The sequence below is a fragment of the Zhihengliuella halotolerans genome (assembly GCF_004217565.1).
In the GTDB taxonomy this organism is placed as follows: Bacteria; Actinomycetota; Actinomycetes; order Actinomycetales; family Micrococcaceae; genus Zhihengliuella; species Zhihengliuella halotolerans.
Map to the genome: position 1 here is coordinate 971,786 of NZ_SHLA01000001.1, position 17,357 is coordinate 989,142.

13 protein-coding genes are annotated in these 17,357 nt (G+C 70.0%); 12 read left to right on the plus strand and 1 reads right to left on the minus strand.

The features are described from left to right. The first annotated feature begins 13 nt into the window (after positions 1 to 13). From cysD to ndk, 11 genes are all read left to right on the plus strand, one after another. On the plus strand, positions 14 to 934 hold the full coding sequence (gene cysD / locus EV380_RS04335; RefSeq protein WP_102161132.1) for a sulfate adenylyltransferase subunit CysD: 921 nt from the start codon (positions 14 to 16) through the stop codon (positions 932 to 934). Beyond that, positions 935 to 2,275 carry a sulfate adenylyltransferase subunit 1 gene (locus tag EV380_RS04340; protein ID WP_102161130.1) on the plus strand — a complete coding sequence of 447 codons (1,341 nt, stop codon included), beginning with the start codon at positions 935 to 937 and terminating at the stop codon, positions 2,273 to 2,275. Then, the gene (locus tag EV380_RS04345; protein ID WP_130449586.1) at positions 2,262 to 3,323 is read left to right on the plus strand and encodes an ABC transporter substrate-binding protein; all 1,062 of its coding nucleotides are present in this window, start codon (positions 2,262 to 2,264) and stop codon (positions 3,321 to 3,323) included. The genes EV380_RS04340 and EV380_RS04345 overlap by 14 nt, the downstream gene beginning before the upstream one ends. Further along, the gene (locus EV380_RS04350; protein WP_102161126.1) at positions 3,320 to 4,054 is read left to right on the plus strand and encodes an ABC transporter ATP-binding protein; all 735 of its coding nucleotides are present in this window, start codon (positions 3,320 to 3,322) and stop codon (positions 4,052 to 4,054) included. Before EV380_RS04345 ends, EV380_RS04350 begins: the two co-directional genes overlap by 4 nt. Then, positions 4,035 to 4,931 (plus strand): ABC transporter permease, encoded by an 897-nt coding sequence (locus tag EV380_RS16835; RefSeq protein ID WP_242607499.1) that lies wholly within the window; start codon positions 4,035 to 4,037, stop codon positions 4,929 to 4,931. Before EV380_RS04350 ends, EV380_RS16835 begins: the two co-directional genes overlap by 20 nt. Beyond that, the gene (gene cobA / locus EV380_RS16840) at positions 4,928 to 5,749 is read left to right on the plus strand and encodes a uroporphyrinogen-III C-methyltransferase (protein WP_102161121.1); all 822 of its coding nucleotides are present in this window, start codon (positions 4,928 to 4,930) and stop codon (positions 5,747 to 5,749) included. Before EV380_RS16835 ends, cobA begins: the two co-directional genes overlap by 4 nt. Beyond that, positions 5,746 to 7,206, plus strand: a complete 1,461-nt coding sequence (locus EV380_RS04360; protein ID WP_130449590.1) for an FAD-dependent oxidoreductase — start codon at positions 5,746 to 5,748, stop codon at positions 7,204 to 7,206. Before cobA ends, EV380_RS04360 begins: the two co-directional genes overlap by 4 nt. Positions 7,207 to 7,601: 395 nt before the next feature. Next, positions 7,602 to 10,904: an isoleucine--tRNA ligase gene (gene ileS, locus EV380_RS04365; protein ID WP_130449592.1), complete on the plus strand. Its 3,303-nt coding sequence runs from the start codon at positions 7,602 to 7,604 to the stop codon at positions 10,902 to 10,904. Further along, positions 10,901 to 12,271, plus strand: coding sequence for a bifunctional folylpolyglutamate synthase/dihydrofolate synthase (locus EV380_RS04370; RefSeq protein ID WP_130449594.1), 1,371 nt, complete (start codon positions 10,901 to 10,903; stop codon positions 12,269 to 12,271). The genes ileS and EV380_RS04370 overlap by 4 nt, the downstream gene beginning before the upstream one ends. A 10-nt stretch (positions 12,272 to 12,281) precedes the next feature. Further along, positions 12,282 to 12,719 (plus strand): DUF4233 domain-containing protein, encoded by a 438-nt coding sequence (locus EV380_RS04375; protein WP_130449596.1) that lies wholly within the window; start codon positions 12,282 to 12,284, stop codon positions 12,717 to 12,719. 52 nt (positions 12,720 to 12,771) lie between these two features. Then, positions 12,772 to 13,188 carry a nucleoside-diphosphate kinase gene (gene ndk / locus EV380_RS04380; RefSeq protein ID WP_102161112.1) on the plus strand — a complete coding sequence of 139 codons (417 nt, stop codon included), beginning with the start codon at positions 12,772 to 12,774 and terminating at the stop codon, positions 13,186 to 13,188. Between the two features lie 76 nt (positions 13,189 to 13,264). Here ndk and EV380_RS04385 read toward each other — a convergent pair whose 3' ends face one another. Beyond that, positions 13,265 to 13,876 carry a vitamin K epoxide reductase family protein gene (locus EV380_RS04385; RefSeq protein WP_130449598.1) on the minus strand — a complete coding sequence of 204 codons (612 nt, stop codon included), beginning with the start codon at positions 13,874 to 13,876 and terminating at the stop codon, positions 13,265 to 13,267. 404 nt (positions 13,877 to 14,280) lie between these two features. On the opposite strand from EV380_RS04385, the gene EV380_RS04390 reads away from it, so the two are divergent. Continuing rightward, positions 14,281 to 17,340, plus strand: coding sequence for an Rne/Rng family ribonuclease (locus EV380_RS04390; RefSeq protein WP_130449600.1), 3,060 nt, complete (start codon positions 14,281 to 14,283; stop codon positions 17,338 to 17,340). The last annotated feature ends 17 nt before the right edge of the window (positions 17,341 to 17,357 follow it).

Consider the following 17,357-nt stretch of genomic DNA (forward strand, 5'->3'; position numbering starts at 1 on the left):
AAGCGAAGCATTCATGACCGTAGTAGCCAGCGAAGTGGACTCGTCGACGGACGTCCTCGACGCCCTCGAAGCCGAGTCCATCCACATCATCCGCGAGGTCCTCGCGGAGTTCGAGCGCCCGGGACTGCTGTTCTCGGGCGGCAAGGACTCCGTCGTCGTCCTCCACCTGCTCGCCAAGGCCGTGGCCCCGGCACGGGTGCCGATCCCCGTGGTGCACGTCGACACGGGCCACAACTTCGACGAGGTGATCGCCTTCCGCGACGCCACCGTCGAGCGCTACGGCCTCAACCTGGTCGTCGGCAGCATGCAGGAGTACATCGACGACGGCCGCCTGCGCGAGAACGCCGACGGCACCCGCAACCGCCTGCAGACGCGCGTCCTGCTCGACACGATCGAGCAGAACAAGTTCGACGTCGTCTTCGGCGGCGCCCGCCGTGACGAGGACAAGGCGCGCGCCAAGGAGCGCATCCTGTCCCTGCGCGACGAGTTCGGCGGCTGGGACCCCCGCAACCAGCGGCCCGAGGTCTGGAGCCTCTACAACGGCCGCCACGCGGCCGGTTGGCACGTGCGTGCCTTCCCGATCAGCAACTGGACCGAGCGCGACATCTGGGCCTACATCGAGCGGGAGCGCATCCAGCTGCCGCCGATCTACTTCGCCCACGAGCGCGAGGTCTTCGAGCGTGAAGGCATGATCCGCGCGGTGACGCCGGTCAGCCAGCCGAACGACGACGAGCCGGTTCTGACCCGGACGGTCCGCTACCGCACCGTCGGCGACGCCAGCTGCACCGGCGCCGTCCTCTCCGAGGCGCGGACCGTGCCCGAGGTGCTCGACGAGCTGGCCCTGTCCACGCTCACCGAACGCGGCGCGACGCGCGCCGACGACCGAATCTCCGCAGCGGCCATGGAAGACCGCAAGAAGGAAGGCTACTTCTAAATGGCACACGGACTTTTTCGCCTGGCTACGGCGGGCAGCGTCGATGACGGCAAATCCACCCTGGTGGGGCGCCTGCTGCACGACGCCAAGGCCATCCTCGCCGACTCCCTCGACGACATCCGCCGCGTCTCCGCGGAGCGCGGCTTCGGCGGCGACGAGCCGGCGCTCGACCTCGCCCTCGTAACCGACGGCCTGCGCGCCGAGCGCGAGCAGGGCATCACGATCGACGTGGCCTACCGCTACTTCACGACCCCGGCGCGCAGCTTCATCCTCGCCGACTGCCCCGGCCACGTTCAGTACACCCGCAACACGGTGACCGGCGCGTCGACGGCAGACGCCGCCGTCGTGCTGGTCGATGCCCGCAACGGCGTCGTCGAACAGACCCGCCGCCACCTCGGCGTGCTCGGCCTGCTGCGCGTGCCGCAGGTCATCGTCGCCGTGAACAAGATGGACCTGGCCGGCTGGGACCGCGGCGTCTACGAGGGCATCCGCGCGGATGTCGAGGCCGTGGCCGTCGAGCTCGGCATCAGCGCGCTCAGCGTCATCCCGGTCTCCGCCCTCGACGGCGACTTCGTCGTCGACCGCGGCGCCTCGGCCCCCTGGTACACGGGCCCGACGCTGCTCGAGCTGCTGGAGACCCTGCCGGTCGTCGTCGAGCAGCACGTGCCGCGCCTCGACGTCCAGCTCGTCATCCGCCCGCAGGGCGCGCTGCAGCCGGGCTACGACGCCGAGGAGTTCCGCGACTTCCGGGGCTACGCCGGCACCGTCTCCGGCGGCAGCCTGCGCGTCGGCGACGCCGTGCAGGTGCTCAGCGCCGGCCGGCCGTACGCCGCCAGCGTCAAGGGTCTGCGCTCCACGACCGGCCCGGTCGAGGCCGCCCACGTGGGGGACGCCGTCGTCGTCGAGCTCGACACCGACATCGACATCGCGCGCGGCGATACGATCGTCGCCGGCGAACTGCCGGAGCCGGTGCGCGAGTTCGCGGCCGAGGTCTGCCTGCTCTCCGACGTCCCGGTCACGCCCGGCCAGCGGGTGCTGATCAAGCATGGTGCGCAGGTCGTGCAGGCCAAGGTCGAGGGCATCGACCACGTCCTGCGGGTCTCCGACTTCTCGAAGCACCCGGCGGACCGCCTCGGACTCAACGACCTGGGCCTCGTGCGCCTGCGTACCGCCGTTCCGCTGGCCGTGACCGACTACCGCGACAGCCGCGCCGCCGGTTCGTTCCTGCTGATCGACCCGCAGGACGGCACGACGCTGGCGGCGGGCATGATCGAGTCTGACGCGGGTGCCGCGCACGGCGCGGCGGCCGGCCGCGGAGTGCCGGAACATGCCGCGGCCTGACACCCGCGCGCGCCGCCGGGCGTGGGGCGCGGGACTCGGCGTGGTGCTCCTCGCCCTCGCGGCGATCGGCACGGCGTTCCTCCCGTCCCCCCGCACGGCGGCACAGGCGACCGAACTCGGCCCGGCAGCGGAACTGAAGCTCGGGTACTTCGCCACCGTCACGCACGCCCCGGCACTCGTCGGGCTCGAAGAGGGCATCCTCGCCGAGGAACTCGACCGCGATGGGACGCGGCTGCAGTCGCAGGTCTTCACCGCCGGACCCTCCGCCATGGAGGCATTGAACGCCGGCGCGATCGACGCCGCGTACATGGGCCCCAGCCCGGCGATCTCGTCCTACCTCGGCAGCGCCGGGAAGTCGATCCGCGTCGTGTCCGGTGCCACGAGCGGCGGCGCCTACCTGATCGCCCAGCCGGGCACCGAGTCGGTCGCGGACCTCGCCGGCGGCGAGCTGGCGACCCCGCAGTTCGCGGGCACGCAGGACATCGCCGCCCGCGACTACCTGCGCGAGCAGGGAGCGGACGACGACGTCGCCATCAGCCACGCTGCGGCCGGCACCGCCGTGCAGCTCTTCTCCCGCGGCGCCATCGCGGCCACGTGGCAGCCCGAGCCCTGGGCCTCGCTGCTCGTGGAGGAGTACGGAGGGGAGGTCCTCGTCGACGAACGCGAGCTCTGGGCGGACGGCAGCTTCCCGACGAGCGTCCTGGTGGTCTCGCAGCAGTTTGCGGCCGAGCACCCGGAAACGGTGGCCCGGCTCGTCGAGGCGAACAAGCGCAGCGTCGAATGGGCGAGTGCGCACCCCGAAGAGCTGGTCGGCGTCGCGGACGCGGCGATCCGGCGGGCGACGGGGGAGAACCTCTACGATGCAGTCCTCTCCCGTGCGCTCGAGGGGCTCACCTTCACCGCCGACCCGCTGGCGGGCACGTACCCGGTCCTGCTCGAGCGAGCGCGGGCGACGGGCGTCATCCCGGGTGCCGCGGCTGCGGACCTCGACGGACTGATCGACACCGACTGGCCGAACAACGACACTGAAGGAGGCGGGAGCCGATGAGCGTGGAACTCAGCGAGACGACACTGCGCTACGGCGACGGACCGATCGTGCTCGACGGTCTGACGGAGTCGATCCGCCCCGGAGAGTTCGTCGCCCTCCTCGGCGCCTCCGGCTGCGGAAAATCCTCTCTGCTGAACATGCTCGCGGGGCTGCTCGAGCCCACCGGCGGAAGCATCGACGTCCCCGACGACGGCGCCGCATTCATGTTCCAGGACCCCACCCTGCTGCCGTGGCTGAGCGCACAGGGCAACGTCGAGCTGGCCCTGCGCCTAGCCGGGGTGCCGCGCGCGGAGCGCTCCGTGCGGGCCAGAGAGCTGATCGACCTCGTCCAGCTCGGGCACGCTCGCGAGAAGAAGCCGCACGAGATGTCCGGCGGCATGCGCCAGCGCGTCGCGCTGGCCCGGGCCCTAGCCCAGCAGCGGCGGCTGTTGCTGATGGACGAGCCGTTCGCCGCCCTCGACGCGATCACCCGCGACATGCTGCACGAGGAGCTGCGCGCGATCTGGCAGCGCACGGGGATGACGATCGTCTTCGTCACCCACAATGTGCGCGAGGCCATCCGCCTGGCCGGGCGGATCCTCGTTCTCTCCTCGCACCCGGGCCGCGTCATCGACACCCGGACCATCACCGACGACTTCAGGGCGGACCCCGCCCGAGCCGCCGCACTCGCGGCCGAATTGACCGATGTCCTCAGGAAGGAGCAGTTCAAACATGAGCACCTTGATCAATGAACGCTCCCACGCAGGGCAGGAACCCGACGGCGTGATCGTTCCGCCGGCCCGCGATGCCGCACAACCCACGCGCGGCCGCAGGCTGCGGCGCGCGTGGGCCAAGGCGGCGCCCCCGCTGGCCGCCGTCGTCGTGCTCGTCAGTCTGTGGCAGATCGCCTCGTGGGCCTCGCCCATGCGCGACGACCTGTTCCCCGGCCCCGGCGACGTGCTCGCCACCGCGGGCCGCGTCGTCGGCGACGGCTCGCTGCCGAGCGCTGCCGCCACGTCCCTCTGGCGGGGGCTGAGCGGTTTCGTCATCGCACTCGTCATCGCGACGCCGCTCGCCCTGGCGCTTGCACACGTCTCGTGGCTGCGCCGCGCGGTCGGCCCGCTGGTCTCCGCGCTGCAGGTGCTGCCCTCGGTCGCATGGGTGCCCGCGGCGATCATCGTCTTCGGCCTCACCGACGCGACGATCTACGCGGTCATCCTGCTCGGGGCGATCCCGTCGATCATCAACGGCCTGCTCGCCGGCATCGACATGATCCCGAGCCAGTACCGGGCGCTCTCGCACGTCCTCGGCGCCCGCCGGATCCAGCACATCATGCTCGTCGAGCTGCCCGCGGCGCTGCCCGGGTACGTCTCCGGCCTGCGCCAGGGGTGGGCGTTCTCGTGGCGCTCGCTCATGGCCGCGGAGCTGATCGCCGTCGGCGGATCGCTCGGACTCGGTGTCGGCTCGCTGCTGCAGCGCGGCCGGGACCTCGCCGATCTCGGGCTCGTGGCCCTCATCATCCTGGTCATCCTCGCGATCGGCATCGTCGTCGAGCTCCTGGTCTTCGCACCGTGGGAGCGGCGCCTGCTCGCCGGCCGCGGCCTCAGCCCGATGGGGGCCAACGCATGAGCGGCGCACGAGAGACGACGACGGCGCGCACCGGCGCCGGGTCCGTCACGCTCGTCGGTGCCGGGCCGGGTGCCGCCGACCTGATCACCCTGGCCGGGGCACGCGCCTTGGCCGGCGCCGACGTCGTCCTCATCGACCGGCTCGCCCCGCGTGAACTGCTCGAGCACACCAAGCCCGGCACGTTCGTGCTCGACGTCGGCAAGGCGCCGGGGGCGCACGTGGCGACCCAGGACCAGATCAACGATCGGCTGCTCGCCGAGGCGCAGGCCGGGCTCCGGGTCGTGCGGCTCAAGGGTGGCGACCCGTACGTGCTCGGTCGCGGCGGGGAAGAAGCGGCGTTCCTGCGCGCGCACGGAATCGAGGTCGCCGTCATCCCCGGCGTGACCTCCGCCGTCGCGGTGCCCGCGGCCGCCGGAATCCCCGTGACCCATCGCGGCCTGGCGACCGGATTCACGGTCGTCACGGGGCACGATGAGCTCGGCGACGTACCCGTGCGCTCCGATCACACGCTCATCGTGCTGATGGGCGTCGCCCGGCTCGAATCGACCGTCGCGGCCTTGCGCTCGCGGGGCCTCGACGGGGCCACCCCGGCCGCCGTCATCGAGCGCGGATTCCTGCCGGACCAGCGCAGTACCGTCGCAACCCTCGACACCCTGGCCGGGCGGGCGCGCTCGATCGGCGTGTCGAACCCTGCCGTGATCGTGATCGGCGACGTCGTCTCGCTCGCCGACGTCGAACGCGAAGATCTTTTGACCTCAGCTCTCGCCGCCGGACAGCCGGCGGCCACCCCGTACCTGACAGCAAAGGAACTCTCATGACTGAAGCCACCATCGACCAGCCGACCGGACGCCTGCTGCGCGTCGCGATCGTCGGCGCCGGCCCGGCCGGCATCTACGCCGCCGACCTGCTGGGCAAGTCCCCGCAGGTGTCCGCGGGCGAGGTGCGCCTCGCCGTCGACCTGTTCGACGAGCTGCCCACGCCGTTCGGCCTCATCCGCTACGGCGTCTCGCCAGACCACCCCCGGATCAAGGGCATCATCAACGCCCTGCACAAGGTGCTCGAGAAGGACTGGATCCGCTTCTTCGGCAACGTCGCGCTCGGCCGCGATCTCTCGCTTCCGGACCTGAAGACCCGCTACGACGCCGTCATCGTCGCCACGGGCGCACAGAAGGACGCCGACCTGAACATCCCGGGCATCGAGCTCGAAGGATCCTTCGGCGGGGCCGACTTCGTCTCCTGGTACGACGCCCACCCGGACGTGCCGCGCGAGTGGCCGCTGGACGCCGAGCAGGTCGCCGTGCTCGGCAACGGCAACGTGGCGCTCGACGTCGCCCGCATCCTCTCCAAGCATGCAGACCAGCTGCTGGAGACCGAGATCCCGGAGCACATCTACGAGCAGCTGAACAATTCAGCCGTCAAGGACGTGCACGTGTTCGGCCGTCGCGGCCCGGCGCAGGTGAAGTTCACCCCGCTCGAGTTGCGCGAGCTCTCGCACAGCAAAGACGTCGACATCGTGCTCTATCCGGAGGACTTCGACTTCGACGCCGCTTCCGATGCGGAGATCAAGTCCAACAATCAGGTCAAGACGATGGTCTCGACGCTGACCAACTGGCTCGTCGAGCAGGAGGAGCGCGAGGAGGGCCCGGAGCACGTCCCGGCCAGCCGCCGTCTGCACCTGCACTTCCTGCAGTCGCCGATCGAGCTGCTGGGCGAGGACGGGAAGGTCACGGGCCTGCGCGTCGAGCGCAACGAGCTCGACGGCAACGGCGGCGCCCGCGGCACGGGGGAGTACATCGACTACGCGGTCGGCGGCGTCTACCGCGCGGTCGGCTACTTCGGCTCCGCGCTGGACGGCATCGAGTACGACGGCGCCCGCGGCGTCGTCCCGAACGTCGAGGGGCGCGTGCTCGACGCCGACGGCGAACCGGTGCCCGGCCTGTACGCGACCGGGTGGATCAAGCGCGGCCCCATCGGCCTCATCGGCCACACGAAGGGCGACGCGCAGGAGACCATCACCCACCTGCTCGCGGACGCCCCGTCGCTGCCCGCCGTCGAGGTCGAAGAGCCGATCGAGGCGCTGCTCGACGCGCGCGGCGTGACCTACACGGACTGGAAGGGATGGCTCGCCCTCGACGAGCACGAGCGCGCGCTCGGCGCGGACGCCGGTGAGGTGCCGACCCGTTTCGGGCCGGTCACTCGCGATCGCATCAAGGTCGTCGAGCGCGAGGCGATGATCGAGCGCTCCGCCGCCCGCGAGTTCGCCGGCAACGTCTAAAGCCGCCACCGCGCCGCCCGTGCCCGGCCCCTCCGCCGGTGCCGCGGGCGGCGCGTCCTCGTCCGAGGTGCTGACGCTGTCCGCCAGCTGATTCGCAAGCCGCTAGACTGGACGCATACACTTGTCACTCCACCAGCGACGACCCGGCCATCACCGGCGAGCTTCCGGAAGAACAGCCCCTCGGGGCCCAGTAGAACCGGACGGGTGAGCCCGTCACAGCTTCCACAAGCGGCCGCGTTCCGTCTCCCGACCAGGGGAGGGACCGCGTGCAAGCGGGGTGGTACCGCGAGACCTGCGCACATGCGCCGGGTCCCGTCCCCGCATCGAGGACCTCAGCGTCCGCCACCCGTGGCGGACGCGACAACCGATGCCAGGACTGCAGGAGACCGCCGCCGATGAGCTTCTACCCGAAAGCCTCCACCGACCCGCAGGGCACCACGCCCGCCAGCCCGCGATTCCCGCAGATCGAGGAGCGCGTGCTCGAGTACTGGCGTGAGGACGGCACGTTCGCCGCGTCGATCGATGCGCGCGACGCCGGCGCCGACGGCGAGGGCGAGTTCGTCTTCTACGACGGCCCTCCCTTCGCCAACGGCCTGCCTCACTACGGCCACCTGCTCACCGGGTACGTCAAGGACCTCGTCGCCCGCTACCAGACGCAGCGCGGCTCCCGCGTCGAACGCCGCTTTGGCTGGGACACCCACGGGCTGCCGGCTGAGCTCGAGGCGATGAAGCAGCTCGGCATGACCGACAAGGCGCAGATCGAGTCGATGGGCATCGACAAGTTCAACGACGCCTGCCGCACGTCCGTCATGAAATACGCCGACGAATGGCAGAACTACGTCACCCGCCAGGCGCGCTGGGTCGACTTCGAGAACGACTACAAGACCCTCAACGTCGAGTACATGGAATCGGTCATCTGGGCGTTCAAGCAGCTGCACGAGAAGGGCCTGACCTACCAGGGCTTCCGCGTGCTGCCGTACTGCTGGAAGGACGAGACCCCGCTGTCCAACCACGAGCTGCGCATGGACGACGACGTCTACAAGGACCGCCAGGACCAGACCGTGACCGTCTCCTTCCCGCTCACAGGTAAGAAGGCCGAGTCGCTGGGTCTGGCCGGCGTGCAGGCCCTCGCCTGGACCACGACCCCGTGGACCCTGCCGACCAACTCCGCCCTCGCGGTCGGGCCCGACATCGAATACGTCGTCGTGCCGGCCGGCCCCGCCGGCGTCAAAGCCTCCGCGGCCACCGGGTCGTTCCTGCTCGCCGCCGATCTGCTGGGCAACCACGCCAAGGATCTCGGGTACGACGACGCGGCTGCCGCCGCCGACGCCGTGACCGGCACCTTCCGCGGCACCGACCTGGCCGACATCTCCTACGAGCCCCTGTGGGACACCTTCTCCGACGCGGAGAAGTGGGGGACTCAGAACGCCTGGCGACTCCTCGTCGCCGACTATGTCACCACGACTGACGGCACGGGCCTCGTCCACCAGGCACCCGCCTACGGTGAGGAGGACCAGGCGATCTGCGAGGCTGCCGGGATCCCCGTGGTGCTCTCCGTCGACTCGGGGGCGCGGTTCCTCGACGTCTTCGCCGGCGGCGACCTCGCCGAGATCGTCGGCGTGCAGGCGTTCGACGCCAACAAGACCATCACGCGCGTCGTGAAGGAGGCCGGCCGGCTGGTCAAGCAGGCCAGCTACGTGCACTCCTACCCGCACTGCTGGCGCTGCCGCACCCCGCTGATCTACCGTGCGATCACCTCCTGGTACGTCGAGGTGACGAAGATCAAGGACCGCATGCTGGAGCTGAACCAGCAGATCAACTGGATCCCCGAGAACGTCAAGGACGGCCAGTTCGGCAAGTGGCTCGAGAACGCCCGCGACTGGTCCATCAGCCGCAACCGCTACTGGGGCTCGCCGATCCCGGTGTGGGAGTCCGACGACCCCAACTACCCGCGCCGCGAAGTCTACGGTTCCCTCGCCGAGATCGAGGAGGCCTTCGGCCGCCTGCCCCGCAACCACGACGGCGAGGTCGACCTGCACCGCCCGTTCATCGACGACCTGGTGCGCCCGAACCCCGACGACCCGACCGGCAAGTCGATGATGCGCCGGGTCGAGGACGTTCTCGACGTCTGGTTCGACTCCGGCTCGATGCCCTACGCCCAGGTGCACTACCCGATGGAGAACAAGGAGTGGTTCGATTCCCACCACCCGGCGGACTTCATCGTCGAGTACATCGGGCAGACCCGCGGCTGGTTCTACACGATGCACATCCTCTCGACCGCGCTGTTCGACCGCCCGGCCTACAAGAACGTCATCAGCCACGGCATCGTGCTCGGCTCCGACGGACAGAAGATGTCCAAGTCGCTGCAGAACTACCCGGACGTCAACGAGGTCCTCGACCGCGACGGTTCCGACGCGATGCGCTGGTTCCTCATGGCATCGCCGATCCTGCGCGGCGGGAACCTCATCGTCACCGAGCAGGGCATCCGCGACGGCGTGCGGCAGGTGCTGCTCCCGCTGTGGAACGCGTGGCACTTCTTCAGCCTCTACACGAACGCGGCAGCCGGCGGCGCCGGGTACGATGCACAGCTGCGCTTCGAGTCCAGCGACCCGCTGGACGAGTACATGCTCGCGGCCACGGGCGACCTCGTCCGCGAAGCTCAGTCCGCCCTCGACGCTTACGAGATCTCGGATGCGTGCGACGTCGTTCGCCGCTACATGGACACGCTGACCAACTGGTACATCCGCCGCTCGCGCCAGCGCTTCTTCGCCGAGGACGCACAGGCTTTCGACGTCCTCTACACGTGCCTTGAGACGCTGACCCGGGTCGCGGCGCCGCTGCTGCCGCTCGCGACGGACGAGATCTGGCGCGGGCTCACGGGCGGGCGCTCCGTGCACCTGACCGACTATCCTGACGCCTCGGTGTTCCCGCGGCAGGCCGACCTCGTCGCGCGCATGGACCTGACCCGCCGGATCTGCTCGGTCGGCTCGTCGCTGCGCAAGGGTGCGAACCTGCGGGTCCGCCTCCCGCTGAACAAGCTCACGATCGTGGCCGCCGGCGCCGCCGACCTGGAGGGCACCTACGCCACGATCATCGCCGACGAATTGAACCTGCGCGGGGTCGAGCTCAAGGACACCGCGGACACGGCCGCGAGCGAATACGGCATCAGCCAGAAGCTCGTCGTCAACGCCCGCGCGGCCGGACCGCGCCTCGGCAAAGGGGTGCAGCAGGCGATCAAAGGCTCGAAGTCCGGAGACTGGTCGGTCGGGGACGACGGCGTGGTCACCTCCGGCGGCCTCGTGCTCGAGGAGCACGAGTACTCGTTGGAGACCGTCGTCGATGCGAGCGAGGGCGCCGAGATCGCCGCGGCCGTCATCGACGGCGTCGGCTTCATCGTGCTCGACACGCACGTCAGCGCGGGGCTCGCCGCCGAGGGTGCTGCCCGCGACGTGATCCGCGTCATCCAGCAGGCGCGCAAGGACGCCGACTTGAACGTGTCCGACCGGATCCGCGCCGTCGTCACCGCCGACGCGGAGACGATCGCGGCCCTGCACCAGCACGCCGAACTGCTCAAGAGCGAGACTCTCGCCACGGGCCTGGTCCTGGAGACGAACGACGACGGCTCGGCCCCGGCCGTGCAGGTCGAGACCGTCGCCCAGGCCGAGGCCGCCGACAAGGAAATGGGGCCGACCACATGAGCGCGACCGAATACGACGGGTTCTCCGTCGAGAGCGTCTACGCCGAACTTCTCGGGAGGGCTCCCGAGAACAAGATGGAACCGCGCATGGAGCCGATGTTCCGGGCCATGGAGATCCTCGGCGAGCCCAACAAGGCCGCCCCGGTCATCCACCTCACGGGCACGAACGGCAAGACGTCCACCGCGCGCATCCTCGAATCGCTGCTGCTGGCACACGACTTGAGGGTCGGGCGCTACACCAGCCCGCACCTGTCCAAGGTCACCGAGCGGATCAGCATCGACGGCGAGCCCGTCGACGACGAGACCTTCGTGCGGATCTGGGACGAGATCCGCCCGTATCTCGCGATCGTGGACGACGAGCTCGTGGCGCGCGGCGAGAACCGGCTGACCTACTTCGAGGCCGTGACGATCCTCGCGTTCGCGATCTTCGCCGACGCCCCGGTCGACGTCGTCGTCCTCGAGGTCGGCCTCGGCGGGATCACCGACGCGACCAACGTCGCCGACGGCCAGGTCTCCGTTGTTACGCCCATCTCGCTGGACCACACCGACCTGCTCGGCGACCGCGTCGAGGACATCGCGGCCGAGAAGGCCGGCATCATCAAGGCGGGCGGCTTCCTCGTCTCCGCGGCTCAGGAGCCCGGGGCCGCCCAGATACTGCTCGAGGCCGCCCGGGACAAGGGCGTCGAGTTCCGCTTCGAGGGTGTCGAGTTCGGCGTCGAGAAGCGGGAGATGGGCGTCGGCGGGCAACAGCTGACCATCCGCTCGCTCGCGGGCCGCTACGAGGAGCTGCTGCTGCCGCTGCACGGCGCGCACCAGGCCCAGAACGCCGCGGTCGCGATCGCCGCGCTCGAGGCGTTCCTCGGCGGCGGTGAGAAGGAACTCGACGTGGAGACGCTGCGCGCGGGCCTCGAGAAGGTCACGAGTCCCGGCCGGCTCGAGGTGGTCCGCAGCTCGCCGACGATCGTCGTCGACGCAGCGCACAATCCCCACGGCGTGCGAGCGGCGGCCGAAGCCATCAAAGAGGTCTTCGGCTTCACCCGGCTGGTTCTGGTCGTCGGCATCCTCGCCGAGAAGGACGCGGAGGCGATGCTCGTCGAACTGCGCGAGGCCTACGGCGACCTCGTCGAGGACGTCTGCCTGACCCAGTCCACCTCGCCCCGGGCGATTCCCGCCGGCGAATTGGGGCAGCTGGCCCTGACCGCCGGATTCGCCGACGAGGACCTGTACGCCACCGAGAAGCTCGACGACGCCCTGGAGTGGGCCGTCGGGCGGGCGGACGCGACGGAGGACTTCGGCGGAGGCGGGGTGCTCGTCACGGGCTCCATCACCCTCGTCGCCGAGGCACGCACACTGCTGGGAAAGAGCTAGGAATCAACCGATGGCACGAATGACCAAGGCCCAGCGCGAGTGGCGCCCGGGCATGAAGAAGAAACGGCGCTCGATCAGGGTCATGTTCGCCTCGACGGTGCTCACCCTCGAAGCGTTCGTGTTCCTGTTCGCGACGATGTCGCTCGCGGGCCTGCGCGGGGACGAGCTGGGCAACACGCTCGTCTGGAGCGTCGGGCTCGCGTTGGCCGTCGTCAGCATCCTCACGTGCGCGCTCCTGCGCAAGCCGTTCGGCTACTGGATCGGCTGGACGCTGCAGCTGGTCCTCATTGCGGCAGGCTTCCTGGACTACTTCCTGTTCGTCATCGGCGCGCTGTTCGCCGTGGCGTGGTGGTACGCGGTCACCAAGGGCGCGCAGATGGACGCGGAGAACCTCGAGCGCGACGCCGCCCAAGAGGCCTGGGAGGCCGAGCACGGCGACGCGGCCTGAGTAGAACCGCATAGACTTCCAACAGAACATCCCCAACCCCGAAGGGAAACACATGACGACCGAACGCACCCTCGTTCTGGTGAAGCCGGATGGCGTCGAGCGCCAGCTGACCGGCGCGATCCTCGCCCGCATCGAAGCCAAGGGCTACCGGATCGTGGACCTCAAGCAGGTCGACGCGACCCGCGAGCTGCTCGAGCAGCACTACGAGGAGCACGTCGGCAAGCCGTTCTACGAGCCGCTCGTCGAGTTCATGCTCTCGGGCCCGTCGGTCGCCGTCGTCCTCGAGGGCAATCGCGTCATCGAGGGCTTCCGTTCGCTGGCGGGCACCACCGATCCGACGACGGCCGCCCCCGGCACCATCCGCGGCGACTTCGGCCGCGACTGGGGCGAGAAGGTCCAGAAGAACCTCGTGCACGGCTCGGATTCGGTCGCCTCGGCCGAACGCGAAATCGGCATCTGGTTCGCCTGATCCAGCTTCAGCGCCAGTAGAAAGGACGACGTCGGCACGCTGCGTGCCGACGTCGTCCTTTTCTCTACCCGGGGGCTCAGGAGCCGAAGAACACTCCGGAGAACGAGACGAGCACGGAGGCGGCGGCGAGCAGGAGCAGCCCGGCGGCGGCGACCCAGGCCCACTCGGCCACCGCGCGTCGCACGCGTTCGGAGGCGCCGAAGACGCCGGCGACGATATTCCGGGACGTCGTGAAGACGAACATCGGGATCATCATCGCCCAGACGACCATGCAGTACAGGCAGAGCACGTGGATCGAGTAGAGGGCCTGCGACCAGAGCCAGACGATGAACACGAAGGCGAAGCTCACGCCGATCTGCGTGGCGACCCAGTACCAGCGCGGGAAGCGCGCGCCCGCGATCAGCGACGCGCCGATGGTTGCCACGACGGCGAAGCCGACGATGCCCAGGAGCGGGTTCGGGAAGCCGAAGAGTGCGGCCTGCCACTCCTGCATGACGGCGCCGCACGAGACCCAGGGGTTGATGTCGCAGCTCGTGACGTGGCCGGGGTTCTTGTACAGTTCGAGCCGCTCGAGGACGAGGACGAACGACGCGATCCACGCGACGGCCGCCGTGGCGACGAGGAACCAGCCGAATCGTTTTTCGGTCGGGGAGGGGCGCGTTTGAGGCGCCTGCACGGTGTCTGACATGTCTTCAGTCTAGGTTCAACGACGGCCGCGAGGCCGCCGGAGAGCCTGTGAGGATTCTGTGGTGTGAGACAATGGCCTTGGTTGGCCGCGGATCCACAGTCCACGGCAGACCCAGCGACAGGCTTCCAGGCCCGTAGGGCGATGTTTCGATACGACGGTGAACGATACGACCGTCGACACGAATTCCGCCACCGGTCGCCGCAACAGAAAGCGGCATGCCAGGAAAAGCGCCGCTGGTCCGTCCATGAAGGACGCGCACGGAGCACGATCGGGCGCATTCGGACGGATAGCTACTGACTTCCGGTCCGTGGCCGCTCCGGTGATTTGCCGGCGGCCCGCGCGACCGAACCGAGCGCCCGGCGGCGTCGCTGTGGAGGAACCGTCGGTTAGGAGATTTGAGTTTGATGGACGACACCACAGAAGCAACAGCACAGGACGCGCCTGAGAACGTGTCCGACGTCGAGGCCGCACCGAAGAAGCGCGCCCGACGCCCCCGTAAGACGGTCGCTCAGAAGGCAGCCGAGGCCGCGGAGCTCGAGGCTGCTGCGGAGACCGGTGCCGCCGACGCGCCCGTCGCCGAGGCTGCGGCGGAGCCCGCAGAGCAGGCCGAGAAGAAGGCGCCCGCCAAGCGCGCCCCGCGCAAGTCGCGCGCCAAGAAGGCCGTGGAGCCCGAGGCCGAGACCGAGCAGGATGGCGCCGAACAGGCGGCCGCCGGCGACGCTGCTGAAGAGCCCGCCGGGGAGGCCGCACCCGCGAAGAAGGCGCCCGCGAAGCGCGCCCCGCGGAAGACGCGCCCCAAGAAGACCGTCGAGGCCCCGGCCGCCGAGGCCGAGCCGACGGCCCCCGCAGAAACGCCGGCCGAGCCTGAGGTCGAAAACGCACCGGAGCCGGCGGCAGCTCAGGATGAGTCCTCCGAGGCCGACGTGGCCGGAGACCCGTTCACCGTCCCGCCGTCGCCGACGTCCGTGCTCTTCCACGCGCCCGACTTCGCCGCCGTGCCCGCGGCCGAGGACGACGCCGCGGATCTCGATTCCGATGACGAGCAGGATGCCGAGTCCGGCGACGCCGGCCGCGGCCGCCGCTCGCGCCGCCGTCGCAAGGGCGGAACGGATGAGAAGGACGAGGCGGAGAACACGCAGGAGGCCGCGGAGGAGGACGGCGTCTCGTCGCGCCGCCGTCGCCGTCGCCGTCGCGGGGACGCCGATCTCGAGCTGACCGGCGGTTCGGACGAGGACCCGCCCGGCACCGTCACCCGGGTGCGCGGCCCGCGGACGAGCGAGCCCCAGCCCAGCAACAAGGTCACGAGCGTCAAGGGGTCGACGCGGCTCGAGGCCAAGCGCCAGCGCCGCCGCGAGTCCCGCGACTCGGGCCGTCGCCGCCAGGTGATCACCGAGGCCGAGTTCCTCGCCCGCCGCGAGTCGGTCGACCGCAAGATGGTCGTCCGCCACGCCGACGACCGCATCCAGATCGGCGTCCTCGAGGACGGCGTGCTCGCCGAGCACTTCGTCTCCAAGACGCAGCAGGACTCGCTGATCGGCAACGTGTACGTCGGCAAAGTCCAGAACGTGCTGCCGTCGATGGAGGCCGCCTTCATCGACATCGGCCGGGGCCGCAACGCCGTCCTGTACGCGGGTGAGGTCAACTGGGACGCCGCCAACCTCGACGGGTCCCCGCGCCGCATCGAGAACGCGCTGAAGTCGGGCGCGTCCGTCGTCGTGCAGGTCACCAAGGACCCCGTCGGGCACAAGGGCGCTCGGCTCACAGGCCAGATCTCGCTGCCGGGCCGCTACCTCGTGTACGTGCCGGGCGGTTCGATGACCGGCATCTCCCGCAAGCTGCCCGACGTGGAGCGCAACCGGCTCAAGAAGATCCTCAAGGACCACCTGCCGGAGAACGCCGGCGTGATCGTCCGCACCGCCGCCGAGGGGGCGAGCGAGGAGGAGCTGATGCACGACATCAACCGCCTGCGCGCCCAGTGGGAGGAGATCGAGCGGAAGTCCTCGTCGAACAAGACGACCCCGCCTGAACTGCTCTACTCGGAGCCGGACCTGACCATCAAGGTCGTGCGTGACGTCTTCAACGAGGACTTCTCGAAGCTCGTCGTTTCCGGCGAGGAGGCGTGGGACACGATCGAGGCCTACGTGACATACGTGGCGCCCGATCTGCTCGAGCGCCTCCAGAAGTGGGAGGACGAGGAGGACATCTTCAGCGCGCACCGGATCGACGAGCAGATCTACAAGGCCCTCGACCGCAAGGTCTTCCTGCCCTCGGGCGGATCCCTCGTGATCGACCGGACCGAGGCCATGACGGTCGTCGACGTCAACACCGGCAAGTTCACGGGCTCGGGCGGCAACCTCGAGGAGACCGTCACCAAGAACAACCTCGAGGCCGCCGAAGAGATCGTCCGCCAGCTGCGGCTGCGCGACATCGGCGGGATCATCGTCATCGACTTCATCGACATGGTCCTCGAGTCCAACAGGGACCTCGTGCTGCGGCGCCTCGTCGAATGCCTCGGCCGGGACCGGACCAAGCACCAGGTCGCCGAGGTCACCTCGCTGGGCCTCGTGCAGATGACACGCAAGCGCATGGGCACCGGGCTGCTCGAGGTCTTCAGCGAGGACTGCGAGGCCTGCGCCGGCCGCGGCGTGATCACGCACGACGAGCCTGTCGATCACCGCCGGGCCCCGAGCGTCAGCAGCGAGCCGACCGGCGACCGCTCGAGCCGCCGTCGTCGCAAGGGCGGCGAGGGCAAGAGCCAGGACACCGGGAAGAAGAAGTCGAGTGGCAGCGACGCCACCCCGACTGACGAGGAGCGCGAGGCCAAGGCCAACGCGGCCCGCGAGGCGCTCGCGAACATCGCCGCCGCCGCCCACGCCGCCCACGAGCACGAGGGGGAGGTCGAAACGAAGCCCGAGCCGCAGGAACCGGAGGTCGCGGTCGAGGAGACCCCCACACCGGCCGCCGAGGCGGCAGATGGCGACGGCGAGCCCGTCGTCGAGATCGGCGGCGAGAAGGTCAAGCTCCCACGCTCGCGCCGCGGACGCCGCAAGGCGACCGCACCGGCGCAGAGTCCCGAGCTGACGCTCGAGAGCCTGACTGCGGCTTTCGGGGCGCCGGACCCCGCTGCCGAGCCCGCACGGGCCGAGCAGCCGGCCGCCGAGCAAAAGTCGGTGCCAGCCCGAGTCGAGCCCGTGGCCGAACCAGCAGTGGCGCCGGCCGAGGCAGTGGTGTCCACCGAGGAGCCGGCCGCGCCGGCTCCGACGACCACACGCCGCCGCGGCCGCGGCTCCCGTGTGGCCACGAGCGCCCAGGGGTCGGGCCAGACCCCGATCGAGCGTGGCGAAGGCCCTGCGGCCGAGGGAACGGCGCATACGGTCGGTGCTTCACCGATCGGGCGCGACGTTTCGGAGGCTGGCTCGGAACCCAAAATTTTTGGCGTGGGCGTGCCCGCGTCGGAACTCTAAAGAGGCGAAGCTGCTGG